The organism is Planctomycetia bacterium, assembly GCA_021413845.1.
In the GTDB taxonomy this organism is placed as follows: domain Bacteria; phylum Planctomycetota; class Planctomycetia; order Pirellulales; family PNKZ01; genus PNKZ01.
The window spans coordinates 24,378-49,782 of the sequence record JAIOPP010000163.1 but is presented as its reverse complement, the minus strand read 5'-3'; the positions used below and the strand labels follow the sequence as shown (position 1 = coordinate 49,782).

The window sequence follows — 25,405 nt, the reverse complement described above, 5'->3', positions numbered from 1 at the left end:
TCGTCGAGGATCGACACTTGTCAAAATACTGCCGGCTCGCCGCTCAAGGGTTGGTGCTGTTGGGAATTGCGGTGATCCCTTGGTTCTTCTCCGGCGTGCAGATGCCGGTGCGGCTCGTCGCGATGGCCGTTTCCGCCGGCGCTCTCCTTCTCTGTAGTACGCAATTGCCGGATGCGGGAGTTGCTTGGAAAGCGATTCGCGTTCCCTTGCTGTTATTGGTTTGTGCGGCGGGGTTGGGTGCTTGGCAACTCACCGTCGCGGCAAGCGATTGGAGTCCGAAAGCCGCTCAATGGAAAAGCGATTTCGCGGCGTCGCCAGGAGTGCAGGCTCAAGCGAGTCCGCTAAGTTTGTACGTGCCGGGCACGCGACGCGATCTGGCGTTTCTCGTCGCCGCCATCGCCTCGGTTGCGCTCGGCGCTGCGCTCTTCGGCGAAACGAAACCGATGCTGGTGTTGCTCTCCGTCGTCGCGGCTACCGGTTTCGCGGTTGCGTGCTCGGGACTTGTCGAGCGCGCGATGGGAAGCGTCGGCCCGTATTTTCAGTTGCCGCTGCCGCTCAATGCCGCTCCTTTCGGCCCCTTTCTCAATCGAAACACCGCGGGAGCATTGCTCGAACTCAGCTTAGCAGCCGCCATCGGCCTTACGGTGTGGCAAATTTCTCGGATCCCGCGGCGCACGAGCGGGAGTCGCGGGATCGATAGTCTGCAATGGTTCTTGATGCACGTCGACGCACCGTTGCTCGTTTCCTTCGGAGCGCTCATCACGATTTCCGCGGGTGTCATTGCTTCGCTTTCGCGCGGAACGATGATCGCGGCTATCTTCGGGACGGTCCTCACCTTTATCGTCGCCGGCAACTCCACGAGTCGGCGTTCTTTCTTTTGGTTAGCGGCGGGGCCCGCGATCGCAGCGACGGCGCTCGGCGTCTGGGTCGTCCAATCTTCCGTGTTGGAACTTCGCTGGGACTCGATCCTCGCCGGGAGCATTCTTGAAGAATCGCGGTGGCGAATCTGGCGCGAGTCGCTGGATACCGGGGCTCTGTTTCAGCCGTTCGGTTCGGGTCTGGGAACCTTCTACTATGCCCACGTTCCCTTCGAGCGGCAAATGTATCTTACGCTCTGTAGGAATGCGGAAAACCAATATATCGAGACGTTCGTCGTCGGCGGTCTGGTCGGTGTGGTGCTGCTCGTTGCGCTGTGCGGGTTGATCTTTCGGTCGGCGCGTCGGATGTGGCGCAGGGCGCAAACAGCCGAGCACATCGGGCTCGCTGCCGCTGCGACGGCGATCGTGGCGATGCAACTCGTGCATGTTTGCTTCGATTTCGCATGGTATCGCCCGGCGGTTATGTTCCCGCTGGCCGTTTGTTGCGGAGCGATTTTTCGTAGAGCGACGATTAAGCGATCCGCGACGTCGAAACCCAAAGATGATTCGGCTTCGTCTGCGTCCCTGATTGTCGAGGCGATTCCGGCCACGGGACGCAAGAGCGATTGGGCTTGGGGAATAACGACACTCACGGTTCTCGTCGCCGGAGTGAGTTGGGCCGCGTCCGAGACGTTCCGCTCTTCGATCGTCGAGCGAGCCGAACTCGACACGCGCGTACTGAATGAAGAGAAACGCACGACCGAAGCCATGGATGAAGCGATTAAGCGGCAAGAATCAGCAGTCCGTGCTTATCCGGACGACGGCGAAGCACATTTACGCCTGGCCGAGTTGTGGGTCGAACGCTACGCAAGCGAGTATCGTCGCGAGATGGATCTCGATCCGGTGATGCGGCTCGATAGCGAGAAGTATGCCGTCGGGCAATTTCCCGCAGCATTGCACTCCGAGGCCGGCCTCAGGGAAAGGATCGGCGACGAAGCGGGACTGAAGGCGATACGCGAAATTCCGATCGTAAAAGCGAATTTGTTTCCGGCCTTGATCGAGGTTCGCCTGGCTCGCGAGCTTTGTCCGTTGTCGCCGTACGCGCAGATGATCATGGCCCAGCTTTGTTTTCTCGACGAAGCTCCGAGCAACGACGCGTGGTATCTCGAACGAGCTGAAAGGCTCGCTCAAGGGCGGCCCGATTGGTTGTTCCTGATCGGTCAATTGCATATGAACGCAGCTCGACCGGAGCAAGCATGCACGGCTTGGAAGCGAGCGTGGACGTTGTCGCCAAGCCAATCGAAGCAGATGATGGAGCAGGCGATGGCTTATTTGAGTTCGCAGCAAATTTTGGAACACCTCCTTCCCGACGATCCGAAAACGATTATCGACGTCGCGCAGACTTATTATGCGGATCCGGCCGATCGGGCGACGCGTCGTTCCTTCTTTCAAAAGGCAACGCAGCTCCTCGACGCCGCCGATGCGCATGATGCTGCCGATGAATACGTTCGCGGAACGGCGCTTGCCGATGCCGGGAAGCTCGATCAAGCCGAAGCGGCATTCGTGGCGGCGACGCGCTCGGTCGATGGAAAACCGCAGTGGTATTTGGATCTTGCCGCCATCAGAGCCGCGCTGGGGCAGCGCAAAGAAGCGGCGGCCGCGGCAGATCGTTATCGATTGCTGGTTCGTTCCGGCGAGCCGAAGAACATCTATCTCCGCAAGGGAGCCGAGTTGTTGCACGCCCTGCCTGAGATCGACGACGAAGCACGCCGTCGCTGCGCCGAACTCTATCTCGAAGCGGGAGCCAATGTCGAAGCGGCGGAAGTCGCACGCACCTCGATTACACGAAACGAGAAAGACGCGGAAGCACACGTGATCTTAGGTCGCGCACTGCTCAACCTCGGCGACCTCGCCGGTGCCTCGAAGGCGGCTAAACGAGCGGAAGAGTTATCGCCGGAGCGTCTGGATATCCGCGAATTTCGAGAGTCCGTGGATTCCGCGATCGGTTCGAAGCGTTTGCAGTAAAGTCGCTCAGCTTATTGCACTGCGATTAATCGTCGGTTTGGAATTTGGGTGCAAGATAAAATTCTTCCGCCGTCGGCAAGCCCCGGCTCTTGCGCATGCGACGATAACGCCATGCTGTCGGTAACCGCTTGAGAGTTTCTTTGCCGGCTAGTAAGGTCCACCAAAACTTCGTGCCGTTGAACGTGGCGGCATGCTTGAGCAGCAAGCCGAGCCACACGAACGTCGGCAAGAGGAAGTGCTTCGTGGAGAAGTGTTTTACGCCCAAGACGATCAAGCTGGATCTGCCGGAAATCGTCCGACGTCGACCGACCAATTGACGACCTCCGTCGATCGACTTGGCATTCGATACGTTGACGGCGTGATAAACTTTCGCCTCCGGCACGGTGATGCATTTCCAGCCCGCTTGCCAAGTGCGAATGAAAAGATCGAGATCTTCATAATCGAGAAAAAAGCTGCGGTCCCAACCGCCGACTTCTTCGTAAGCGGAGCGATGGATAAGAATGGCTCCTGCACAACCAAAGGGGACTTCTTCGCCTACCGAGAGCGGACATACGAAGGCGTTGGCCCGCCACGGATACGGAGTATTGAGTTCTAGTCGTCGCCGCCGAAATCGGGTTCCGGCGTGAATGAGGATCTCGGCGTCATAGGTCCACTGCCAAGGATCGGCCGCGGCGATCCGATTCGGAAGGTCGATGCGCTCCGCGAGCAAGCGAAGGCAATTCGGTTCGAACCACATGTCTTCATTACAGAAGAATAAAAGATCCGACGTCGCCCGTTCGGCACCGACGGCGTAGCCCGTCACGAGGCCGGTCTCGGGACGCTCGGCGATGACGATCAGCTTGGGATCGTTCGCCAGGATCGTGGCGGACGCATCGGTACTATGCCGATCGACGATAATGATCTCCAGCCGCACGCCACGCTGAGCGTATAACGTCTCCAGCAACTTCGGCAGGTACTTTGCGCCGTTGAAATTGCTGACGATAACGGAGACGCGAGGTTCGTTGGACACGATAGAGAAGATCTAAATGAGGCTGAGTACGAGCGTGAGTTGAATCGCGGCCGGCGAGGATGGGAAGAAGCGGCAGCGATAATGCTTCAGATGTCGAAGAATCATGTTTCCCAGCCGCTCGGAAGCTTTTCGCGGATCTCGATATCGGAAAATCGAACGGGTATCGCGGGGCCGCGCTCCTTCACCCATCGGGCCATGCGACGGATGCCGGTTCGAAGATCGACGGGCGAAGAATTGCCGAATGTCCATTGCACGCGCGAATGATCGGAGAACGCGTGGACGACTTCGTTTCGCGCCGGAAGATGAAGCAACTCGACCGGCTTCTCGAAGGCCGCGGCGATTTCGTTCGCCAGTTGCAAGATCGTATACGGTGTGTCGGCGCCGATGTTGAACGTTTGGTTGTAGGCCTCACGCACCAATGGGCTGCGCGCGATGATCGGTGCGACGTCGTCGATGTGTGAGAACGCGCGCGTTTGCAAGCCGTCGCCGAACACCGACATCGGGCGACCTTGCAGGAGCTGGTTCATGAAGATGCCGATGACGTTACGGTATTTATCGGCGATGTTTTGTCGCTCGCCGTAGACGTTATGCGGCCGGAACACGATGAACTCGGTGCCGAACATTTCATGTGCGGCTCGGAGGTCGAGCTCGACCGCATACTTCGAGATGCCGTAAGGATCTTCCGGCTGAGGGATCATGTCCTCCGACATCGGCACTTGGCCGCGACCATAAACGGCGATCGACGAGGTGAAGACGAAACACTTGCAAGCCTTCGACTTGATCGTCTCGTTCAGCACATGCATCGAAGCAACTAAATTCGTGCGATAGTTGTAAGCACGAATGAAATGCGAAAGCCCTTCGGCCGCATAGGCGGCGAGATGATAGACGTAGTCGAATGGGCCATGATCCGTCCACAACGAAGCCGTGAACTCCGGCGATGTCAGATCGCCTTCGACCCAAGTCGCCTTCGTCGGCACGTTCTCCAAGAAGCCGCCCGAAAGATCATCGGTTGCGACGACGTTCATCCCCTGGGCCAAGCAATGCTCGGCGACATGAGAACCGATAAAGCCGGCGGCACCGGTGACGAGAACGCGCGGGACTATGGCCGTGGACATGAATGGGCTTTCGTCGAGAGCCGCCGTAGAAACGGTTCTCGACTCGATGCTTCCGTTTCAGAAAAGAAACAATCTTTCAATCTATTTCCTAGGCGCAAGGTGTCAATATGCCGATCGGTTCCTGATCGATTGCGGATGGTGAATTCGACGTATTTCTCCTAAGAAGGTCCGAATTCCGTCGAAAGCGTCGTTAAAATATCTTGTTCGTGCCTAACTGCATCTCGATCGCTCACCATCAATCTGGGCTTTGAACTCTAAGTTCGGACGATTACATCCGATCGACGGACGCATAAGATCGTCGAGACGCTGAACCTTGCACCGTTCGTATGGGATCAACTGGATGACGGAATCGGATGCCGCTGAAGCTGCCAAGCTGTCCTATGGCGCGTTGAATATTCCCGTCTTCGAGGCGATTCCGATCGGGGCCCGACGAGTGCTCGACGTCGGATGCGGTACCGGCACCCTCGGTCAGGCGCTCAAGAATCGGCAAGCGGTTGAAGTGACTGGCCTGACCTATTCCGAGCCCGAAGCCGTCGCGGCTCGCAAGCGATTGGATCGCGTCGAGGTGTGCGACCTCAACGCCTTCGGCATGTGCGATCTCGGTAACTTCGATTGCATCGTCTGTAGTCATGTGCTCGAGCATCTCTATTGGCCCGGCGAATTTCTGAAGCGGCTTTCTCCGCTCCTGTCGCCGGAGGGCCGGCTGGTGGTTGCGCTGCCGAACGTGCTGGCTTGGCGACAGCGGCTGGCGTTTCTCTGCGGTCGTTTTCGGTATGCCGACGGTGGGCTTATGGATCGAACGCATTTTCGCTTTTTCGATCGGCAAACCGCTCGAGAATTGGTTTCGCAAGCAGGCTACGACGTCCTCTCCGCGGAGGCTCAAGGCGTTTTCCCGCTTGCTCGGTATCTGCCGGGGATCGGAAAGTCGATCGACCGAGCCGCGGTCAAAATAGCGCCGGGCTTATTCGGCATTCAGTTCATAATCACGGCGAAGCCGAGAGCTTAGGCCGGCGTTCGTGGGTTTTCTTCCAAGCATGCGCTGCCGGCGGTCCCGTTGTGGAACTGAAGTCTTCTTGGTGCCGGCAGGTGGTTTTGTTATACCGCTGCTCTCCGGTGGAGAGATTGCCGACGAAGTCGATCGGCAAGGTTGGCAACATCGCCGAAAGGTCCGCTCGTTGTGATCCGTTTGTTTCAGGCCGTGTTCCCCGGATGCTCGTTGCGCTTGGCGTCCCTTACGGCGTGCCAAGCGACGGCGGCGGCGGCGGAGGCCGCGATCGTGGCACTGATGGTTCCGCTGTTGGCTTCGCTGGGAACGACGTCCGTCGTAATCAGCTTGCCTCGCTTCGCAGCCGCTCATTCGTTTCACATCTCATTTCCTACACTGCTAAGTTTGCTGGGAATTGCGTTCGTGGTGCGCGCATCGGCCCAAGCGAGCGCCGTCTATCTTTGGGCCGCCGGTGTCGAGCGCTACGAGCAGTTGCATCGCGATCGACTGCTGCGAGGGCTCTTGAATGCAGAGCATGCGTGTCAGAGCCGAGAGCCTGCGGGCCGTCTACAGCATGTCTTGACGCATCACGCCGAATGCGTCGCACGGGCATTCACGGCTTTGTCTTGGGGCGGGGCTCACGTCGTGCAAATCGCATGCTTAAGTCTCTGTGCGTGGTTCGTGAGCCCAATGCCTGCCCTCATCACCGTCGTGGCTTTAGCGCTGATCGTGGCGCTATTTCGCCCCCTCACGAAACTCGGCAGTGCCGCGGCGAAGAGCCGAGCCGATGCACTGGGTAATTATGTACACCTAATCGGACAAACCTTGGCGCTCTTAAAAGAATTGCGCATCTTCGGCGCGACGACAAACTACTTAGAGCGCGCTAGAGCTTCCTCGTCGACGATCGCATCAACGCGCCGACGACAAAACATCATCGGCTCGCTCCTGCCGACGCTCTATCAAACGGCCGCCGGCCTATTGTTGCTGGCCGGGGCGACATGGATCTATCTGAGCGGCGAAGCGGCGGGCACGGCACCGATCGTGAGTCTGTTGCTACTGCTTCGCGCCACTTCCGCCGCTCAGCATTTGCATGTGACTTACCATCAAGTGCAAGATTCGCAACCGGCGCTGGAGCAATTGATCGCGATTGAGAAACTTTATGCCGACGCAGGGGTTCCCGCCGGTGGTTTGCCTTTGGGTCGGATCGATCGGCTTGAATTACGTGCCGTCGACTTCGCGTATGAGGCGGATCATCTCATCTTGTCGGACGTCGGCATGCAAGTCGAGCGAGGCGACGTGATCGGCATCGTCGGTCCGTCGGGAGCGGGCAAGTCGACGCTCGTTCAAATTCTTCTCGGTCTCCGAACGCCGGATCGTGGATGTCTACTTCTGAACGGCATGCCGGCCGAATTGTTTCGCCTCGAAGACTTCTACGCCCGGACGGCGTTCGTAGAGCAAGAGCCGGCATTATTCAACGAGACGATTTCCGAATGCGTTCGCTTCGGGCGCAGCGATGTCGATGATGCCGAGATCAGAAGCGTCGTTGCCGAAGCGGGACTGCTTGAAGAAATCGAGCGGCAGCCGCAGGGTTACGAGTCGCTCGTCGGCGAGAGAGGAACTTCGCTTTCGCTCGGACAGCGGCAACGACTTTGCATCGCTCGGGCATTAGTCGGCGAGCCCGACTTGCTTGTTTTCGACGAACCGACGGCGGCGCTCGATGCCGTGAGCGAAGAGCATATCATTGCGATGCTCTACGCACTACGCGGGCGAGCGATCACGTTCGTCGTTACGCATCGCCCTGCCCTGCTCCGCTCCTGCAACAAAGTGCTGAGCGTCGGCCACGGCAAAGTGACAAGTCTTGAGCAAACGGCGGAAAGCGCCGTCCTACCGACGAGCTAACGCCGCTCGATCAACTCGCGGTATGCCGTCGCGATGGCGCACGCATGACGTTGCCACGTGAATTGAGAGGCCCAAGCTAAGCGCCGTTCTCGTTCCGCGGAATCGACGCCGGCCGATAAAACCGCTGCGGTGACTTCCGTCCACGCATCGAGATCGCCGGCTTTGGCATATGCGGCGACATCTCCGCCGGCTTCGCGAAGCATCGGTAGGTCCGAGGCGACAACCGCAACGCCGCATGCCAGGGCTTCGATGACGGGAAGCCCGAATCCCTCGGCATCGCTGGGAATCACCACGGCGGCGGCGCTGCGAATCGCCTCGGCAAGGTCGGGTCTGGAAAGTCGCCCAAGATGACGAATGGAGTCGCTGATTCCGAGTTCGTGGATTTGTCGCTCTTGCGCTTCCGTCCAGGGATCGCCGACCTTCGTAAGCAAGAGATCGGGAAACTTACGATGAATCTGCGCAAACATCGCCAACAACAGATCGATTCGTTTGCGCGGAATGCAACTGCCGACATGCAACAGGAAAGGCCGAGAGCCGAAGTCACGCGTTGGGCGAGATGCGGAAGAGCCTAAGCGGGGAGTAAATTCCGGCGCGACACCGAAAGGAACATGCTTCAAGCGATCCGGCGATACGAGTTTCTTCGAGCGTAGTTCTTCTCCGATGAAGAGAGTGCTATGGAACACGATCGCGGCTTTGCTCAGGCCGCTTAGAATTCGACGAGCCATCGCGCGGAACCAGAGCGGGCGAGGATCTTTATGCGGTTCGAGCAAACAACGAAACGTGTCGAGATCGTGGCAGTAAACGCCTGTTCGATTCGACGGTAATTCGTGAACGACGTGCGCGTAGCTGTGGTCGACGATATGAAACGCGTCGAAGTCGGTGCGCGATCGCCGAACCGCTCGCGGCAATGTCACGAAGCGGTTCCAAAGGCGATCGAAATTGCGGCCCGCCTTCGCTCGCGCGAAGCCGGGGATGCGACCGCAGAGCGAATGAAACGACGGTGTGATATCGGCTGCCGCCACGATCGGGTCTTCATCCGAGAGATGCTCTAAAAGCATGTCGGCTACAAGATCCATACTCGGCCAACACTCCTCGCGGAAGTCACGCACGACGGCGATCCGCAAGGAGGCGTTCACATCGGCTCGACCGAGTCCTGTTGCGGAATCCAAATTAGATCTCTCGGTGATCGAGGAGCTCATCGAAAAAGTCGAGGTGTTTGCGTGCGACTACGGGCCATGCATAATCAGCCCGCGCGCGCTGGAGCCCGCGCTCGGCAAGCTCGGCTCGCAAAGCCGAATCGTTCAAGAGTCTTTCGAGAGCTTCGGACCAAGCAAGCTCATCGGCTTCGGGCACGACAAGCCCGGCGTCGCCGATCACGTAAGGTATCTCGCCTGAATTGCTGCCGACCACCGGCACTCCGCAAGCAAAGGCTTCCAGGAGCATTCTGCCCAACTGTTCGCGCCAAAGCGGTGTGGTTTGGCTTGGGGCCGCAAGGATATCCATCGCGTTCAAATAAGCCGGAACTTCGTCATGAGCGACGCCGGTCACGATGCGAACCTGATCCGGTTGCGTTGCGGCCCACGCGCGCAACTCCGATTCCAAAGGCCCTCCACCTACGAACATCGCTCGCCACGGTGACTTGATTCGACTTAGGATGCGCTGCAGCATGGCGACCCCTTTTTCAGGGACGAACCTTCCGAGATATCCGATCACCGGGGGACCAGCCGACGGCCATGACAGCTTTCTTAGAATCTCGGACCGTGCCGAAGCATCGGGTCGAAAGGCATCGAGATCGACGCCGAGGGGAATCATGCGATGTGGCTTTTGCCCGAAGCCGCCCGGGCGTTTGTTCACTACGACTTCGACGGTGTGCGAGCCCGTGATCCATCCTGCACAACGACGCCCGCACCAGCGTTCGATCGCGGCGAAGGGGAATGGGTATTGCTTATCGATGTTTTGATAAGTGCAATAAACGATCGGAGCCTTGCCTGCCCAATACCCGATCTGCACACCGCTGAAGATATAAGGCTCTTCCCAACAATGAACGAGATCCCACGCTTCTCGCAGCAACGCACGGAGTCGCAGACCGTAGAACATGACGTGGATCTTCTGCGTGAGATAGGCGTCGATCTCAACGAGCCGACAGGCCTCGCCGGTAAAGCGTTGTAAAGCGATCGGGCTTAGATCGCCGGCGACGAACTTGGGAGCGGCGACCGTTACGTCCCAGCGCCCTGCACCGATTTTCGCCATCTCGTGCGCCAAGCGTCTGTTGAGCGCCACGGCATACGAGTGGCCGACGGTTATGAGACGACGAGGCTTAGGCACCGGGCTTATCGATTCGCCGACTTCGTCTCGGCGACGACTTCGTAATAGATCGGCAGCGTCTCGGCAGCGACGCAGTCCCAGGTCCGATGTTCCATGGAGGTTCGGGCCGCAGAGCCCATGCGATTTCGTAGCATTTCATCAGTTGCCAGCGCACGAATCCCTAAGGCGATCTCCTCATGGTCCCAAGCGTTTTGAATGAGCCAGCCGTTCTCGCGGTCGACGATGAGTTCGGAAGCGCCGGCCTCGCGACTTGCTATGGCAGGCAACCCGGAAGCCATCGCTTCGGTAAGCACGAGTCCGAAAGTGTCGTAAAACGTCGGGAATAAGAAGAAGTCGGCAGCACCGTAATAACGGTGGATCTCAGGCGTCGGAGGGACGAGCGTGATGCGGCCTTCGATGCCCGCGGCGCGCGCATCGGACAGGATGATATTCGACGGCGTTCTGGTAACGACGATGCATCGGACATCGGGAACCTTCGCCAGCGCGCCAACGACGGCGGGACCGACTTTTTGCCAATCGCCGACGTAAAGAGCGACGATCTCACGTTCGCCGATCTGAAGTTCCTGGCGAATCGTCGCTCGCCATGCCTCACGATTACGAGGATGAAAACGTTCGATGTCGGTGCCGTGGTAAACGACTCGTATCTGATCGCGCAAGCCGTGGAAGTTCTCAAGATCTCGTCGGACCCTATGCGACACGGCGATGAATCTTCGTGCCGCTTGCGGTCGATAGACAAGCTTTTCCGCCGTCGTCGAAATCGCACGATAGATACGCTTTCGCCACGACTGCGGAACATGGAAGCGGTCGATAGCATCGAACCACGCTGCGTTGCACATGTGCGCAGTAACGACATTCTGGCGGGGGCTGCAGAAGCCTTGAGCGTGGACGATATCGAATGAGTCGGGGACCTTCCAGGCGGCACCGATGAAAAATGAAAGATCGTTGGTTACCGCATTGGCGCGCCATTTAGGAACATGGTGGAACGTTAAGTTTTCGGGATTCGGTTCCTCGAACGAGGCCGCAAAAATGTGTACGTCGTGTTGTCGTTTGAATCGCGTTGCCAGTTCGGCGACGTAGCGACTGTGGCCGTGATGCCGATTGTATTCGTGAACTACGAAGGCGATACGCAATCGTCGGCCGGCGCACTCAGGCCGTGGCGGCGGAGCCTCGGTGTCATCCATGTGCATCGACATCGAGTTTCGCGGGCGAGGTCGTTGCGTTCTCACGATCGAGAATTTTGGCAATCGCGCATTCGAGAGAAAAATGCGCAGAGTAGTAATGCCTGCCGCGAGCACCGGTTGCGTTACTCATTTGAGGTTCGGCGAGCCATTGGTCTATGATCCTTATTGCCCTCTCTACGTTTCCGACTTCGACTGCTGCACAAGCCTGTTGAGTCTGCCAAAACGGTTCGGAAAGTTCTCCGATGGTCGTGATGGTGGGGATTCCGGCCGCCAGGCATGCCATCAGAGAGGTGCGTCGCGTGCTGGCCCCATCGGGAAAAGGTTGAATCATCAAATCGCAAGCTTGAAGCGTGGCGGCAACCTCGACATCTTCAAGCCCGTCGAAAGCGACGACGCGCCCATGCCAATCGGGATGACCGGTTAAAAGATCATGAAGGCACGCAGCGGACCCTCTCCCTAGGAGAACGATTTTTACGCCGTGAGATCGACTTAGAAGCAACTGCAGAATCGGCACGAGCAATGCGATGATTCCGGCGGAATAGGTGCCGAAGTGTCCGATCGTCGAAGTCGAGCCATCCTGCAATAAGGTGTGTCTTAAGTTCGCCACTGCGCAGGCATCGACTTCGTGGCCGATATTCGAGGGAACCGGCAGGACTTCCAGCGGTCGATTTCGAGCGCCGTATCGCCTAAGTATCGAGTGCCAAGCGGATGTCGACGTATAGATTCGCGTGGACGCCGCAACGAGGACGAAAGCCATGATTCGATTGACGATCGCGATGATATTCCATTTCAGCGGCTTGCGAACGAAAGGAAACGCAACCTCATGGAACATCACTTGTACTACGTCGCCCCGAACGCGTGCCCTCCACCATAGCCAAATGCAAAACAACAAGTTCATCGCGCGAAAGCCGAACGCATGCGGGACGTATTGAACGAACAGTTGCCTTGGCGCTGCGAATCGATCCAGACCTTGTGAGATCGCTCTAAGACCGCGGAAGCCGAAACCTCCGGAGATTCGATGCACCGTTATCTTGGACAGCGGTTCTATTTCATTCGATCCGATATCCGGACACCAGACATGCACCTTGCAGCCCGCGAGCACCAAACCGGATGCGATAATCGCCGTATTATCGGATACGCCACCGCTTTGCGGCGGATATTCGCCCGTTAGAAAATGCCGCTCTAAATTCTGAGGACGAATAAGTATTGTTTTCGCCGAGGCGGTTAAGTCTAGGATCCGAGCCTATACCTGGAGCAGTTCTCGGCTTCGATATAAAGGTTCTATGCTTCCGGCCAGCGCAAAGGAGGCTGAGACTTGCAAGAAAGATCGAGAAAACGTTCCGGAACCGAGGTGTCGGCGTTCAAGCCGAGAAAGAGTTGAAGCCAGTCACGGAAGCGAAGCGTATTCCAACCCAAAACCGGCTCATTGAGAAGGGAGGTATGTTCGGTATGGGGGTGATACTTAGGCCAATAGAGATCCAGCATCTCGACATCGACGATCAGAAACCTCTCGGCAAGCGCTTTCCACCAGAAACTCAATGTCGAATCCACGGACTCGACCGTACGCTCGAGATAAGATCGACATAAATAAACTTCAGGAACGATTTCCGGCGTAAGATCTTTGATTCTCCACTCGCAATGGTCCGACGAACCTCCGGCGTGAACCGGGCAACTCCAATAGCGAATTAAATCTTCGACCTCGCCGAAGAGAAATAAGTCGGAAAGGAAAAACGGAGTGTATCGAGCAGTACACAAATTCGTCGAAATGATACGGCGGCTTTGGATGCCGTCGGCCGTCAGTGGAAACGCGCTCATCAGGTTCGATAGAAAAGTCCATATGTTCGGAGCATAGATACGCATGTCGGTGCGTGTTTTTGCCGCGAATCGGCACTTTAGTTCCTGAGCTCTTTCCAACCCTTTAAGCGTGGATGTCGCTTGTAGGTTGATGTTAAACGCACCGACAACCATCGGCCTCTCACTTGTTACGATCTCGACGCCGGCCTCTTCGCAGAGTTTGAGTGTGTGCGCATCTTCTCCTTTCCAAGTCGAAAGGATGATGATCGCATCCGGATGGAGCGCTCTATAGTAGCGGATCGTCTCAAGCGTAAAGTCTTCTTGCAGAAGCAACGGACCTTGCAGCACGATGGCGTAGCGTTCAAGTGCCTGGATCGGCAACGGATTCCATGGGCGATAATACTCCGTGGTCACTTGTTTCGGGCGCTTGTGCATCGTGATCCAATACGGACCTTTGCGATGCAGGGTCCGTATGCAAACATGCAACAGGCCGCGAATCGCAGTCAGCGGAAAAAAAACTAAGATGCCGCAGAAGAAAGTCGCAACGGCATCTTGCAGCTTCAGCTTCCTCAGCGGAGTAATTCTCAAGCGGTTAAACAACACGTGATTCGATCATGTCGATGTAATTCAAAAAGTTCGGACGCCCCCTAAGACACGCCCGCGTCGGGCCATTTCGCGGGAACTAAAAAACGGCAAGGAAGTTTGAGAAGTTGTTCCGGCACGGAAACCTGCGCATCGAAATCGAGCATGAGTTGCAGCCAATCGCGGAAGGTTAGCTGGTTCCATGCCAAATAGTTCTCATGCGCGCGCGAAATATATTCGGTATGCGGATGATACTTATGCCAATAGATGTCGAGCATCTCGAAATCCACGATTAGGAACTTGTCGGCTAGCGCCCTCCACCAAAACTTCAGAGAGACTTCGACCCGACCGAAAGTGCGTTCCAGATAGGATCGACAAAGGTATATCTCCGGAACGTCCGCAGATATAAGTTCCGCAATGGCACCACCAAAGACCGCGTGAGAGGTAGTCCCTTCATTAAGGGGACATTCCCAATAACGAATTAAGTCTTCGGTTAATCCGAAGAGAAAAAAGTCGGCAAGTTGAAAAGGATTGTATCTCGCCGTGCACCAGCTTGTGGCAATGATGCGACTCTTTTGAGCCCCACCGGGCTTCAACGGAAAGATTCTCGAAAGATTTATTAGGAACGTGAATGCGTTGGGAGCGAAGACACGCATGTCGGTTCGCGTTTTGGCTGCAAAACGGCATCCTAACTCTTGGGCTTTTTCAAGTCCCTTCAGCGTCGACAGCGCTTGAAGGTTTAAGTTGTATGCTCCGGGCATCGTCGGTTTGTCGATGAGCACGACTTCGCTTCCGGCTTCTTTGCAAAGCGCGATCGTGGCCGCATCTTCGCCTTTCCAAGTGCTTAGTATGAGCAGCGCTTCCGGATAGGTCGCTCGGTAATAACGGATCGTCTCAAGCGTGAAATTCTCCTTAATCAACAACGGCCCTTGCAGCACGACGGCGTATCGGTCCTGTGCAACGATCGGCAGGGGATTTACAGGACGATAGTATTCCGCGGTTCCCGACTTCGGACGTCGATGCATCGTGATCCAAAACGGTCCCTTGCGATGCAACGCTTGCATCGACGCGCGGAAAATCCCTCGCAGAGCTGCGACAGGTAATAAACGAAGCACACAGGATAAGATTGCCAGTGCGGTATCTTGAAGCCTTAAATCTCTCTGCGAAACATTCATAGATGCATCAAAATCGTTCGACGAGCGCAATAGGAACTATTCGAATGATGTTCGCTCGATCCGCGTCTTATTCGAAACCGGTGAGTTGCAAAACCATTCGAGATCTTTCGGAATGCCGAGTCCGTACATGCCGTCGTATTCTCGACCGACGTTGTACACAACGATGTTTTGTCCCTCGGCGATGAGTTCGTTGTAGGCTGGGGCGACATAGAACTCGTTGTTGACGCGAAAGTTCTTCGCGATCATGGCATCGGCTGCCCGAACGAAGTCACGCCCGCGACGAAAGTTATAGATACCGACCGTCGCTTCGTTCGAAACGACTTGCTTCTCTACGACTTCGACTACCTTTCCGGTCTCACCGAAGCGGACGAACGACCATTTCGGGTCGTCGGCCCACATCGTCATGATCAGACCGTCGGAGGCGGAAACATCGAGCGCAGCGAGGTAGTCGTCAATCTCGATATCTACCCATTGATCGCAGTTGGCGATCATCAACGGCCGGTCGGAATCGATCAAATCGCGCGCGAGCAACACCGTGCATGCGGCTCCTTCCGTCACTTGCTCGACGTAGCGGATCTCGCAACCCGGAGCCCAACGCAGCAAATGCTCGTCGAAGCCGAATTGCTCCGCGTGCTCCCTCAAGATAAGGAAGATAAAACGATGCGGCTTGCTCGGTCGTAGGTTGTCGATCACGACTTCCGTCATCGGACGGCCATGAATCGGAATCAGCGGCTTCGGGTCGACGAAGCCTGCATCGGCGAAGCGCTTTCCTCGGCCGGCCATCGGCATCACGATCTCAAGCATCGGTTCACTCATCTTGACGGAGGTATTTGTCGTTCTTGGCACCGGGGACTTTGACGACGACGGTCGTCACCGGCGTAAGGCAACGGAAGTCGGTTCCTTCGCCGGGCGCGATCACAAGGATGTCGCCTGCCTTATGGCGAATTCCATTCATCTCGACCTCGCCCGTCACGATCACGGTAACTTCCGTCGCGATTTTGTGATAATGCCAAGTGTCGTAATCTCCGGCGGCATAGTGCTTCACGGCGACTTCGCAAGCGTCGGTTCGGAGCGCGACCGGCGCAAAGTCGCCGACGAACCAGCCACCGATCATCTCCGAGAGTTGGTCTTTATGCATGGTCCGCGCGGTCCTCGTCGTGGTTGCGATCGCCTGCGGAAGCTCGCGCAGTTCGCTGTTCGTATTCATCGATGTTTTGCGGCGTCGCCAACGAGATATAGGCTTCGCGCGGAATGCGATGAACGCCGATCTTAGCGCCGGTAAGAATCATTTCATTGAACGCGGGACAGACGTAAAAGAGTCCGTTGACGTGAGCATCTTTACGGATCATGTCGGTCGCGGCGCGGAGAAAGTCGGCACCCCGACGGAAATAGTAGAATCCGGCCGTCGCGTCGCGGCTGATCGGCCGCTTTTCCGCAGCTTCGCTCACTAAGCCGTCGTTGCCGACACGGACGAACGACCACCGGGGATGAACGGAATCGAAAACGATCGTTCCGGCATCTAAGCTTCGACTCCGAAAATCGGCGATGACGGCGGCAAGATCGCAATCGAAGAGTTGGTCGCCGTTGGAGACGATGAGCTCCGCCTCGGGGCGGATATGTTCGATCGCCAACAGCGCGGTGCAAGCGGCCCCCGCCGTCGGCCCTTCGGCTCGCACAACCGCCGAAGCGGGATCGAGCAGATGAAGCACGCTATGCAGATGAGAGCGAAGCACGTCTTCCTTACGAACGACGAAGACGAACTTTTCCGGCGCGAGCGGACGTAAGCAAGCCCAGGCGTGTTCGACGAGCGGCTTGCCGTGAATTTCGATCAGTGATTTACAGTAGGAGAAACCACGCTCTTTAAAAGCGTCGTCGCCGCCGGCCATCGGTACGACAACGATCATGATCGGCCTCCTTCCGCCCGGCGAATCGCTTCGCAAATGCTCGTGAGATGAACGTCGTGTACGCTGCCGACGACCAGCACCGGACAGCCGGCACCTTCCGCAGCTTTGATCCCGTTCGGGTTGTCTTCGACGACCAAGCATTCGCCGGGAGCAAGACCAAGCCTTGATGCGGCGGTGAGATAAATCTCCGGATCTGGCTTTGCCTGCCGCACATCTTGATTGCTCAGCAGAACCTCGAGATACGGCTTCAACCAACTTCGCTCCATCATTAGTTCTACCGTCGCTCGAACCGAGTTCGACGCGACGGCGAGTTTGTAGCCTGAGTCTCGCAACCGACTCAGGGCATACTCATGGGCGAAGGTCGGCTTGCAGCGGCTATGGATCAGTTCGGTCGTGTAGATCTGCTTGATGTCGTTGAGAAAAACATGCAATCCGGCCGGCAAGCCTCGTTCGAGCGTGAGCATTTCGAGCTTCTTACGGGTCGGGAGCCCGTCGAAAGTCGTGAGGTGCTCAAGCCGGCTGATGTTGTAGCCGAAGAGATTGAGAGCTCGATTGAGAGCTTCGTAATGCCATTCCTTGGCGTCGATGAGGACGCCATCCATGTCGAACACGACAGCCTTAATCTTACCCACCGAAAAACTCCTTTGCCGATTCAGGACGATCGGTGCAAAGCATCAAGCGAGGATCGCCGCGAAACGGCGCGGCAGCCAATCGCTCCCAAGCTTCCTGCGACTCCCGGCCATGAAGTTCGGGCGAGACGAGGCAGACTTGCTTATCGGCTTTCAGATGTCGCGAGATGATTTCCGAAGTCCACCAATCGCCGAAAAAGCCATCGAGCCAGACGCCGGCCGCTTGGTCGTAAAATGCCGGCTCGCGTTCCACTTCGCTTTGGCGCGTGAAAGTCGGCAGACCTAACCGCAGCCAGGCGATAGCATCCGGCACGGCCATATCGAAGAGAAAATAGTTCGTGATCGAGTACTCGGCGAGGAGTGGAGGGAGAAGTCGTTGCAAACCGTCCGACTTGATATTCAAGGCCAGCGGAAGGTCGCGATCGGCCGAACGATAGAGTTGGAATAACGTCTCGGCAGCGAGGGCATCCGCTTGCGGAGGGTCGTGGGAAACTTTGAGCCGTCCGAGGCAATCGCGCAGGTCGGTCTCGGTGCCGAAACCGAACTCGAACGAGCGTTCGAAGGCCGCCGGAGAATTCTTCTCGTCGGAGCTCTTCCAGTATCCGCGATGACTAAGAATTCGCACGATTCAAACCCACGGCGTTTTTGAAGATGCGAAATAGCCGCGACCAAAAGCCGGGACGCGCCCAAAACATCGGAGTCGAGAAGCCGAAGAAGCGATAGCTCGATGCCAATATCAGTTTAAGGTCGTTCCACGGCGTAGGTCGATTTCGACAATAAAGACGATTCAAGGATTTCCAATGATCGTGGGAATAGGTCTGCGAAGGATCGCGAACGGCATCGGAAAAGTGAGTCGGCAATTCGATCCCTAATGTTTTCGGCGGGTAAGGAACGAAGTTGTTGACGAACAATCGATCGGAGAGTTTTACCCAAGTCGGCCGCCAATCTCCCTGAAATTCAAGGGGAATACGAATTTCCGATTTCTCCAATACCTCGAGCCAGAGATATTGCTCGGCAACTAAGGGAGAGATAAACGGAAGCAATGATCGCCATGAAAGTGCCTTGGGAGATGTCGCCGCAGCGAATCGTCGTGTGCTTGCGCTTGTGCGAAGCGGGACGTCCCAGGCTTTCAACAAGTCTTCAGTTCGACCGAATTGGAATACATCGCTCGGATGAAAAAGCAGAGGCGTAAGACGCGGATCACGACAAAATTGCGTGCAACAAACAATGCGATTTCGAAAAATTCGACCATCTGCTGCCCGTTCCGGATAGCGATCGAACAATTTCAAGACCTCAGAGTGCGACACGACGCAATCAGTTCGTAGCTTAATCGCAAATGGTCTCGAAGCGGCACGCAAGCCGGCCAGCGTAGAAACGATTTGCCGATTGACGTTGTCCGTGGTCGGTCGATTGCCGTAAGTCAAAACTCCGGGATCTTCGTTCTTCAGCACGATGTCGGCATCGATCGAACTCGTATCCGCCCCTTCCCATGTGGAAAGGATAATCTCGGATTGCGCATGAAATCTTCGGACGGATTCGACAACCGTTCGCGTTATCGAGTTGATGGGGCCTTGAACAACGACCGAGAGCTCTGAAGCGGTAATCATCGAAATGCGTAAACGAGCATCAGTCGTCGATCAGCATTCGCTTGATTGAATGGGTATCAAACGTTGTTTGCAAGTTCCATATCCACGCAGGTCGGACGACATTGTCGTAAGCGAGATATCTCCGGCCGATTCCATCCAAGTTTTCAATTTGGATCTGCAAGGCCCCTTGTTTATCGACGATTCTTTTTAAGCCATGAATACCGAGATCAAAGATGATTTGATAGAAGCCGGCGGCAAGAAAATTAGCCGGAATGGTTAGCATAAAATGATGTTCGCCAGGTGAGATCGCCGTAGCTGGAGGCGGGAGCATGTCATCGAAGTTGGAATATAGCAATCTGGCGCCATGTTTGTTGTGAATCTCGACGGCGCAAATCAATCCCAAAATCGGTCGTTTCACACGAATGGAGATGTGGATATTTATCGCAACGCTGGTGCGCAGGGCCTCGCCGGGAACATTCGCCTTAACTGCCGTATGAAGTAAGGTAGCGTCTTCGTCGCCTGCCTCGCCGTTCCATTCCGTTAAAATGTTTTCGGACTGATTTTGCATGTATTTCAGGATCGTATCTTCGCACGTACCGGCGTGTTCGATTGCTCCGTTACTTAGCAGAATAGCGCGATTGCAAAGAGACGCGACGGCTTGCATGTTGTGGCTGACGAAAAGAACCGTGCGACCGGATTTCGCGGCGTCACCCATCTTGCCGAGGCACTTCTTTTGAAATTCGGCGTCGCCGACGGCGAGCACTTCGTCGACGATGAGAATTTCCGGCTCGAGGTGTGCGGCTACTGCGAACGCAAGACGCATGTACATGCCGCTCGAATAGTGCTTAACCGGAGTATCGATAAACTTCTCGACTTCGGCGAAGGCTACGATCTCGTCGAAGCGGCGTTTGATTTCGGCGCGGGTCATGCCGAGGATTGCGCCGTTGAGAAACACGTTTTCGCGGCCCGTCAGTTCGGGATGGAAGCCGGTACCGACTTCGAGCAAGCTGCCGACCCGACCGTGGATCGCGGCATGTCCTTCGGTCGGCTCGGTGATGCGCGAAAGTATCTTAAGCAGCGTGCTTTTGCCGGCGCCGTTGCGACCGATGATGCCGACGACGTCTCCTTGCTTCACTTCGAAAGAAACATCTTTTAATGCCCAAAACGAAGGCTTCGACGCCAGGCTGCGTCCGCGACGAAGTAATGTGCGCAGAGAACTCGTGGTCCAGCTTTTTAAGTGATCGCGTAGCGTGCCGTAAAGGGGACGCGCAGCGCCGAGATGGTATTGCTTGCCGATCCCTTCGACGCGGATCACCGTGTCAGACATGACGCATCGCGTAGACGATTGGTAGATACAAAAAACGCTTAGATGACATCGGCGAACGTTTTTTCAAGACGACGGAAGTAGAAGAGTCCACCGACAAGAAACGCAGCCATAACCGCTGCCGATACGAAGATCATGCGCCAGGCCGGCTGTTCGGTTCCTAGCAGAGCCCAGCGAAACCCTTCCACGACGCCGGCCATCGGATTCAGGCCGTACCAATTGCGATAGGCTTCGGGCACCAGCGAAGCAGGATATGCGACGGGGGTAAGGAACATCCAGAATTGGGTGAGGAACGGGATCGTGTAGCGCACGTCGCGGTATTGCACGTTAAGGGCGGAAAGCCAAAGGCCGAAGGTGAGTGCCGTGAGAAGTGCGAAGACTGCAAAGAGCGGCACGGTGAGTATCGACCAACTAAATGGTGACCCATACCACAGCATCATCCCGAGGAGGAGAGCAAACGTTACGAAGAAGTCGACGAAGCCCGAGAGAACGGAGGCGACGGGGATGATTAGTCGCGGGAAATAAACTTTGGTGATCAGCCGCTGTTCGGCGACGAGGCTATTGCTGGATTGTGCGAGAGCGTAGGAAAACAATTGCCAAGGAACCAATGCCGTAAGGACGAAGAGAGCATAGGGTTTGTCGTCGGACGGAAGCTTGCCGAGCTTGCCGAAGAAGATCGTAAAGACCAGCATCGTCGAGAGCGGTTGTATGACGGCCCAAGCAAGGCCGAGCACCGTTTGCTTGTAGCGAAGTTGAATATCTCGCAACGTCAGAAACAGGAGCAGCCCGCGATAGCGCCAAAATTCAGCTAGATCCAAGGCGCGCCAACCGCCGCTTGGGCGAATGTGAACGACGCTACCCGTGACAAAGAGTTTGCCGATCGAAGTCTTGGTCGCGGTGGAAATATCGTCGTGCGGCATGCCGAGAAAAAACATTACGATTCGGGATTCATTCTCGGAACTCTTGCACCGAGTGATCGGCTTATCGGTCGGCGACGGGCGGACATCGCTAGCTGTTGTCGGCGTGCGACGATCACTCCCATGTTGATCAATAGGAGGATGGAACCCGGGATAGCGGAAAGCGTACCGGATCCAATCACTGCCGTACACCATGTGACTACGCTAGCGGAGTACATCATGGTAATTCCGATCCCGATGTGCGATCTAGAGCCGATTGAATGCGGGATAGGAAAATGTACCCAAGCTATAAAACCCAACCAGAGCAATAAACCGATCCAGCCCTGATCGATAAGGATTCGCGAATACTCGTTTTCCAAGCCGATTTGTTTCGGTGCTCGGTGTGCTAGGAAGTAGGGGATACTTGTTCCGGCGGAACTGCCCATCCCTGCGCCGAAAGGATAGCTAATAAGCAGGTCGAGAAAGTTTTCGTTGACGCTTCCTTGCAACCTCGTAACGATCACACGCTTCTCGGACAAACTGGTTAGGCGCTGAAATCGTTCATTAGAACTGACGATCGTGGCGAAGGCAGCCAATCCGAGCACGATAGGAATCGCGACCCTGAGTGAAAGTCCGCTCATGAGCCAAGCGACAAGCAACATAATGCCTGCGGCTACCACCGGTGCTCGTGCCGCACACAAAGCGACGCCGCATAAGGCAGAAAAAACCCCTGCAATCAGCCAAAGCTTTTCAGTGCCGTTCTTGGTATTGAAAAGCCGACCGACGATATACGGCAAGGAACCGACCATCGTACCACCGTAAGCGGCCGAACTTAGGAAGAGTGAAGGAATTCGAAGGTGTCCGCCCGCGACATCGCGTGACATGTAAATGATCTTGGTGACGGCATTTACCGGGTAAAGCGATTCTACACCGTAGACGTAGCACCAAAGCCCTGCACCTAAAGCGACTATATTCAGCCCCGCCAAAGTAATCGCAATGACTCGCAAATCATCGTCGGTAAGCCGTGTTGCGATAAGCATGATCGGCAACAGCCAAACCGTACCTCGGAACGCTACGAATTGAACGAGGATGTCGTTTTGAGGGACCGCCGACACGATGAGAGGCCAAAGAACGAGCGCCGTTACCCAACTGGCGAGGGGAAATTTTCCGATGCCCCTAAAAAGTCCTGTTTGATTGAGTAGCGCGCCGAGATAAACTCCTAAAACAGCCATGTCGACCATGAAGGTCGTGAATACGCTTATGTAATTCGCGCGAATAATTCCGTTGAAGTATCCGAAGCCGATCAAGACGCTGATGCTTGCACCGAGCGAACTTCGAGCCGACACGAACGATACGAAAAATGCAGCGGCCGGAAGAAGCAGAAGTATAAGGAAGGAAGTATTCAAAGTCGCTTAGTCTTTCTTGTGGCTCGGCATATTCTTTGCTCTTTGTCGAATCCGTCGAACCGAATCATTTCCGTTTCACGTCGATTTGAGATAATGCGTTATACAACGCGTGAATCTGTGTTTCGGGATCGCAAAGTTGAGCCGCGCGCGACGGGCCGGTTGCCGCAAGATCTTTACGCAAAGTCGAATCCGTCATCAATTTTATCAAGGCCTGACGGAGTTCGTCGACGTTTGCCGGTGTGGTGAGAATTCCGCACTCCGGAGAAACGATTTCCGCACCGCCGCCGAAGTTCGAGGTGACGACCGGTAAGCCGGCATAAAGCGCCTCGACGAAGACGATTCCGAAAGGTTCGGGCGCGACGTTCGGCTGGCAGAAAACATCGGCCGCGCGCATCAGATCGCCGATGTCGGAACGTTGTCCCAGGAACTTGATTCGTGAGGCGTGTTCGCCGGCCGCCGCAAGGTCTTTAAGTTCCTGATAATAGACTTCTTCCGACGGTCTCTGAGGGCCGCCGACAATCCAGCATTCCCACATCTTCATGTCGTGAAGTGTCGACAGTGCTTCAATAAGAACGTGTTGACCTTTCCAGCGTTCCAGTCGGCTGACTTGGATGACCACTAAGGAGTCTTCCGATGTCTTCAGTTCTTGCCTAACGCTGTGTTTGTCCTTGATAGAACCAACGTATGCAGAAACAGGGTAGTTGCAGACAAAGCAAGGAACTTCCGTGATCGAGCCACTGAGAGTGGAAGCTGTATATTTGCTATTTGCCAGAATTAAGTCGGGCAAGGTTTTCAAGGCCCACCGATTCAACAATGAAGCATTTGAGAATGGTCCGTGAAAAGCTGAAACTAGGGGGATTTTGAATCTTTTTGCGACCGGCCCGAAAATAAGTTGCAACCAGAGTCCATGGACAATGATCACATGAGGTTGGATCCTCTTTATTATTCCGGCTAGGCGTCTTCGCGCTCGAATTACGGTCCATGGCCGACTGATTCTAACCGGGCCGAGGTCATACGTGGGTAAGCCGGTTGCAATCATTTCGCTTCGGAATCGTCCCGGAAAACAAATCCCGAAATGCGGCTCCATGCCAGGTGCCATGCCGGCGAAGCGAGCGAGAGTAAGTAAATAAGTTTCGATCCCGCCGAACAGATTGCCGGCGTTGAGATGCAAAACTCGCTGCGTCTGAGCCGAACCTGGGCGTTGTAAGAAGGGCTCGGGCCCTTTCGCAACGGCATTACTTAGAGAACAATCGATATCTGTCAAGAGTTCAGTAAGCTCGAAGAATCGTGGGACGTAGATGAATCCGTCGATGATTCAGCGGATCTTACGGATGATGGTCTATCCATGACCTTACGGTAGAGATCGAGGCTTTTTCGTGCCATCGTTCGGTAGTGAAATAACGATCGAGCGCGATCGACCCCGGCTCTTGAGAGCCGGTTTCTAAGATCGGAGTTGCGTTCGAGTCGATTCGCAGCTTGAGCCAACTCAGCAGGCGAATTCATGGCTATGGTCAATCCTGTTTCATCGTGCGGGCTGACCCAAGCAACGCCGGAATTTGGAATGGCCGTATTGATGACCGGACAGCCGGAGGCCATCGCTTCTACCTGAACGAGACCGAATCCTTCGCTGCGCGCGTTGCTAGGGAATAGAAGCGCAGTGGCAGCCTGATATGCACCCACAAGTTCATCCGCCGTACTTTTACCAAGCCATACGACACGATCGGCTAACCCCATTTTCGTAGCGTGTGATTGAAGTTCTTGCCGCAGTGGGCCTTCTCCGATAATCAGCAAAGTGCCGCGCATTTCAGTGAGTGCGCTAATGGCTGTTGCGAGCCCCTTGTAGTAGACCAATCGTCCGACCGAAAGCCAGAGAGGGCCGGGATATCGGCGACGCAGCTCATCGCGGAACTTACAAGCGTCCTCGGAAGGAGATAAAAACGGATCAGGATCGATTCCTAACGGGAGCGGCTCGACTTTATCGAGAAAGGGTTGTAGTTGCGCGGAGCCGGCAGCATAGGGAGGACTATCCGTCAGGATCTTTGCCGCTTTGCCGAGTAATCGTCGTTCGAATAGCGCCAAGCCCTTTGCCAGAAAGCGTTGCTTGATGACGTCGCTGTGATGCGTGATTACCAAAGGTACTTTCAGGCCTGCTGCCCAAAGTGCTAACGTCATGGTGGCGTTCGGGGTATGCAGGTGAAGCAAATCGACCCGATTCTGACCTGACTGAAGTTGCCGAATTCGGCGTGACAGTTTGGGAGAAAAGTCCCATTTTGAAATCGCACATGTTCGCGGGGCGCGAAGCACGAGAACTCCACGATCCTCATCCTCGATCGCCGGCGTAGCCGTCCAAGGTCGATCGAAAATCTCATTCCCGTCGGCATCTCGGTGATTGACGACTAACACCGTTACGCGAAGACCGAGCTCACATTGGCCTCGAGCGAGCGATTGAACGTGCGTTTCGATTCCGCCTGCCGCAGGCGGGTAGTATTTCGCGAGATGGCAAACGTGCAAGCTCATGCTTCGTTGCGAGTGTACGAATATCGAACTGGATCTTGCATGCGACTATCGACAAGATCGGAAGGTTGTAGCCGGAGTCCGCGCGCACTCCGTGCTCGTGGGTGGCGAATTGCTTCGCTACCTTTCGCTGAGTCAGTCATCGAAACTAAGATGGAAACGATGAAACTTGGATTTTCCGGACGTTTCAAACGGTTTC

Annotated in this window: 22 protein-coding genes; 3 read left to right on the top strand and 19 right to left on the bottom strand. The window is 55.8% G+C overall.

What is annotated here, in order from left to right; translation table 11 throughout:
• The first annotated feature begins 17 nt into the window (after positions 1-17).
• Complete coding sequence (locus K8U03_26475) at positions 18-2,882, top strand: tetratricopeptide repeat protein (GenBank protein MCE9608445.1); 2,865 nt, start codon at positions 18-20, stop codon at positions 2,880-2,882.
• 25 nt (positions 2,883-2,907) lie between these two features.
• Here K8U03_26475 and K8U03_26470 read toward each other — a convergent pair whose 3' ends face one another.
• The gene (locus K8U03_26470; protein MCE9608444.1) at positions 2,908-3,891 is read right to left on the bottom strand and encodes a glycosyltransferase family 2 protein; all 984 of its coding nucleotides are present in this window, start codon (positions 3,889-3,891) and stop codon (positions 2,908-2,910) included.
• A 101-nt stretch (positions 3,892-3,992) separates the two neighbouring features.
• Positions 3,993-5,006, bottom strand: a complete 1,014-nt coding sequence (locus K8U03_26465; GenBank protein MCE9608443.1) for an NAD-dependent epimerase/dehydratase family protein — start codon at positions 5,004-5,006, stop codon at positions 3,993-3,995.
• Between the two features lie 340 nt (positions 5,007-5,346).
• Between K8U03_26465 and K8U03_26460 the strand changes: the two genes are divergently transcribed.
• Positions 5,347-6,012: a class I SAM-dependent methyltransferase gene (locus tag K8U03_26460; GenBank protein MCE9608442.1), complete on the top strand. Its 666-nt coding sequence runs from the start codon at positions 5,347-5,349 to the stop codon at positions 6,010-6,012.
• Positions 6,013-6,183: 171 nt separating this feature from the next.
• Positions 6,184-7,890, top strand: a complete 1,707-nt coding sequence (locus tag K8U03_26455) for an ABC transporter ATP-binding protein/permease (protein MCE9608441.1) — start codon at positions 6,184-6,186, stop codon at positions 7,888-7,890.
• Here the strand turns inward: K8U03_26455 and K8U03_26450 are convergent.
• The 17 genes from K8U03_26450 to K8U03_26370 all read right to left on the bottom strand — a co-directional run bounded on the left by K8U03_26450 (position 7,887) and on the right by K8U03_26370 (position 25,209).
• Positions 7,887-8,966 (bottom strand): glycosyltransferase, encoded by a 1,080-nt coding sequence (locus tag K8U03_26450; GenBank protein ID MCE9608440.1) that lies wholly within the window; start codon positions 8,964-8,966, stop codon positions 7,887-7,889. The two genes, K8U03_26455 and K8U03_26450, sit on opposite strands and share 4 nt — an antisense overlap.
• A 94-nt stretch (positions 8,967-9,060) precedes the next feature.
• Positions 9,061-10,215, bottom strand: a complete 1,155-nt coding sequence (locus K8U03_26445) for a glycosyltransferase family 4 protein (protein ID MCE9608439.1) — start codon at positions 10,213-10,215, stop codon at positions 9,061-9,063.
• A 5-nt stretch (positions 10,216-10,220) separates the two neighbouring features.
• Positions 10,221-11,396 (bottom strand): glycosyltransferase family 4 protein, encoded by a 1,176-nt coding sequence (locus K8U03_26440; protein MCE9608438.1) that lies wholly within the window; start codon positions 11,394-11,396, stop codon positions 10,221-10,223.
• Entirely contained in the window at positions 11,389-12,294 is a 906-nt protein-coding gene (locus tag K8U03_26435; GenBank protein MCE9608437.1) for a hypothetical protein, read from the bottom strand. Before K8U03_26435 ends, K8U03_26440 begins: the two co-directional genes overlap by 8 nt.
• Before the next feature lie 383 nt (positions 12,295-12,677).
• On the bottom strand, positions 12,678-13,625 hold the full coding sequence (locus tag K8U03_26430; GenBank protein ID MCE9608436.1) for a WavE lipopolysaccharide synthesis family protein: 948 nt from the start codon (positions 13,623-13,625) through the stop codon (positions 12,678-12,680).
• Positions 13,626-13,837: 212 nt separating this feature from the next.
• Positions 13,838-14,947 carry a WavE lipopolysaccharide synthesis family protein gene (locus K8U03_26425; GenBank protein MCE9608435.1) on the bottom strand — a complete coding sequence of 370 codons (1,110 nt, stop codon included), beginning with the start codon at positions 14,945-14,947 and terminating at the stop codon, positions 13,838-13,840.
• A 36-nt stretch (positions 14,948-14,983) separates the two neighbouring features.
• The gene (locus K8U03_26420) at positions 14,984-15,751 is read right to left on the bottom strand and encodes a glycosyltransferase family 2 protein (GenBank protein MCE9608434.1); all 768 of its coding nucleotides are present in this window, start codon (positions 15,749-15,751) and stop codon (positions 14,984-14,986) included.
• A gap of 4 nt (positions 15,752-15,755) precedes the next feature.
• Positions 15,756-16,085 (bottom strand): hypothetical protein, encoded by a 330-nt coding sequence (locus K8U03_26415; GenBank protein ID MCE9608433.1) that lies wholly within the window; start codon positions 16,083-16,085, stop codon positions 15,756-15,758.
• Complete coding sequence (locus K8U03_26410) at positions 16,078-16,851, bottom strand: glycosyltransferase family 2 protein (GenBank protein MCE9608432.1); 774 nt, start codon at positions 16,849-16,851, stop codon at positions 16,078-16,080. Before K8U03_26410 ends, K8U03_26415 begins: the two co-directional genes overlap by 8 nt.
• A complete protein-coding gene (locus K8U03_26405; protein ID MCE9608431.1) occupies positions 16,848-17,483 on the bottom strand; it encodes an HAD family phosphatase in 636 nt (211 codons plus the stop codon). Before K8U03_26405 ends, K8U03_26410 begins: the two co-directional genes overlap by 4 nt.
• The gene (locus tag K8U03_26400; protein MCE9608430.1) at positions 17,476-18,105 is read right to left on the bottom strand and encodes a hypothetical protein; all 630 of its coding nucleotides are present in this window, start codon (positions 18,103-18,105) and stop codon (positions 17,476-17,478) included. The genes K8U03_26405 and K8U03_26400 overlap by 8 nt, the downstream gene beginning before the upstream one ends.
• Complete coding sequence (locus K8U03_26395; GenBank protein ID MCE9608429.1) at positions 18,092-19,087, bottom strand: WavE lipopolysaccharide synthesis family protein; 996 nt, start codon at positions 19,085-19,087, stop codon at positions 18,092-18,094. The genes K8U03_26400 and K8U03_26395 overlap by 14 nt, the downstream gene beginning before the upstream one ends.
• Before the next feature lie 19 nt (positions 19,088-19,106).
• Entirely contained in the window at positions 19,107-20,393 is a 1,287-nt protein-coding gene (locus tag K8U03_26390) for an ATP-binding cassette domain-containing protein (protein ID MCE9608428.1), read from the bottom strand.
• A 38-nt stretch (positions 20,394-20,431) separates the two neighbouring features.
• Positions 20,432-21,310 carry an ABC transporter permease gene (locus tag K8U03_26385; GenBank protein ID MCE9608427.1) on the bottom strand — a complete coding sequence of 293 codons (879 nt, stop codon included), beginning with the start codon at positions 21,308-21,310 and terminating at the stop codon, positions 20,432-20,434.
• 14 nt (positions 21,311-21,324) lie between these two features.
• Entirely contained in the window at positions 21,325-22,692 is a 1,368-nt protein-coding gene (locus tag K8U03_26380; protein MCE9608426.1) for a hypothetical protein, read from the bottom strand.
• Between the two features lie 64 nt (positions 22,693-22,756).
• Positions 22,757-23,863, bottom strand: coding sequence for a glycosyltransferase family 4 protein (locus K8U03_26375; GenBank protein MCE9608425.1), 1,107 nt, complete (start codon positions 23,861-23,863; stop codon positions 22,757-22,759).
• A gap of 89 nt (positions 23,864-23,952) precedes the next feature.
• Positions 23,953-25,209: a glycosyltransferase gene (locus K8U03_26370; protein ID MCE9608424.1), complete on the bottom strand. Its 1,257-nt coding sequence runs from the start codon at positions 25,207-25,209 to the stop codon at positions 23,953-23,955.
• Between the last annotated feature and the right edge of the window lie 196 nt (positions 25,210-25,405).

Bases quoted from the DNA above. Each gene is read 5' to 3' on its own strand.
- K8U03_26440 (MCE9608438.1), bottom strand. From the start codon at position 11,396: ATGGATGACACCGAGGCTCCGCCGCCACGGCCTGAGTGCGCCGGCCGA.
- K8U03_26450 (MCE9608440.1), bottom strand. From the start codon at position 8,966: ATGGATCTTGTAGCCGACATGCTTTTAGAGCATCTCTCGGATGAAGAC.
- K8U03_26430 (MCE9608436.1), bottom strand. From the start codon at position 13,625: ATGCACAAGCGCCCGAAACAAGTGACCACGGAGTATTATCGCCCATGG.
- K8U03_26415 (MCE9608433.1), bottom strand. From the start codon at position 16,085: ATGCATAAAGACCAACTCTCGGAGATGATCGGTGGCTGGTTCGTCGGC.
- K8U03_26425 (MCE9608435.1), bottom strand. From the start codon at position 14,947: ATGAATGTTTCGCAGAGAGATTTAAGGCTTCAAGATACCGCACTGGCA.
- K8U03_26370 (MCE9608424.1), bottom strand. From the start codon at position 25,209: ATGAGCTTGCACGTTTGCCATCTCGCGAAATACTACCCGCCTGCGGCA.
- K8U03_26410 (MCE9608432.1), bottom strand. From the start codon at position 16,851: ATGATCGTTGTCGTACCGATGGCCGGCGGCGACGACGCTTTTAAAGAG.
- K8U03_26435 (MCE9608437.1), bottom strand. From the start codon at position 12,294: ATGAACTTGTTGTTTTGCATTTGGCTATGGTGGAGGGCACGCGTTCGG.
- K8U03_26465 (MCE9608443.1), bottom strand. From the start codon at position 5,006: ATGTCCACGGCCATAGTCCCGCGCGTTCTCGTCACCGGTGCCGCCGGC.
- K8U03_26395 (MCE9608429.1), bottom strand. From the start codon at position 19,087: ATGATTACCGCTTCAGAGCTCTCGGTCGTTGTTCAAGGCCCCATCAAC.
- K8U03_26460 (MCE9608442.1), top strand. From the start codon at position 5,347: ATGACGGAATCGGATGCCGCTGAAGCTGCCAAGCTGTCCTATGGCGCG.
- K8U03_26390 (MCE9608428.1), bottom strand. From the start codon at position 20,393: ATGTCTGACACGGTGATCCGCGTCGAAGGGATCGGCAAGCAATACCAT.
- K8U03_26385 (MCE9608427.1), bottom strand. From the start codon at position 21,310: ATGCCGCACGACGATATTTCCACCGCGACCAAGACTTCGATCGGCAAA.
- K8U03_26420 (MCE9608434.1), bottom strand. From the start codon at position 15,751: ATGCTTGAGATCGTGATGCCGATGGCCGGCCGAGGAAAGCGCTTCGCC.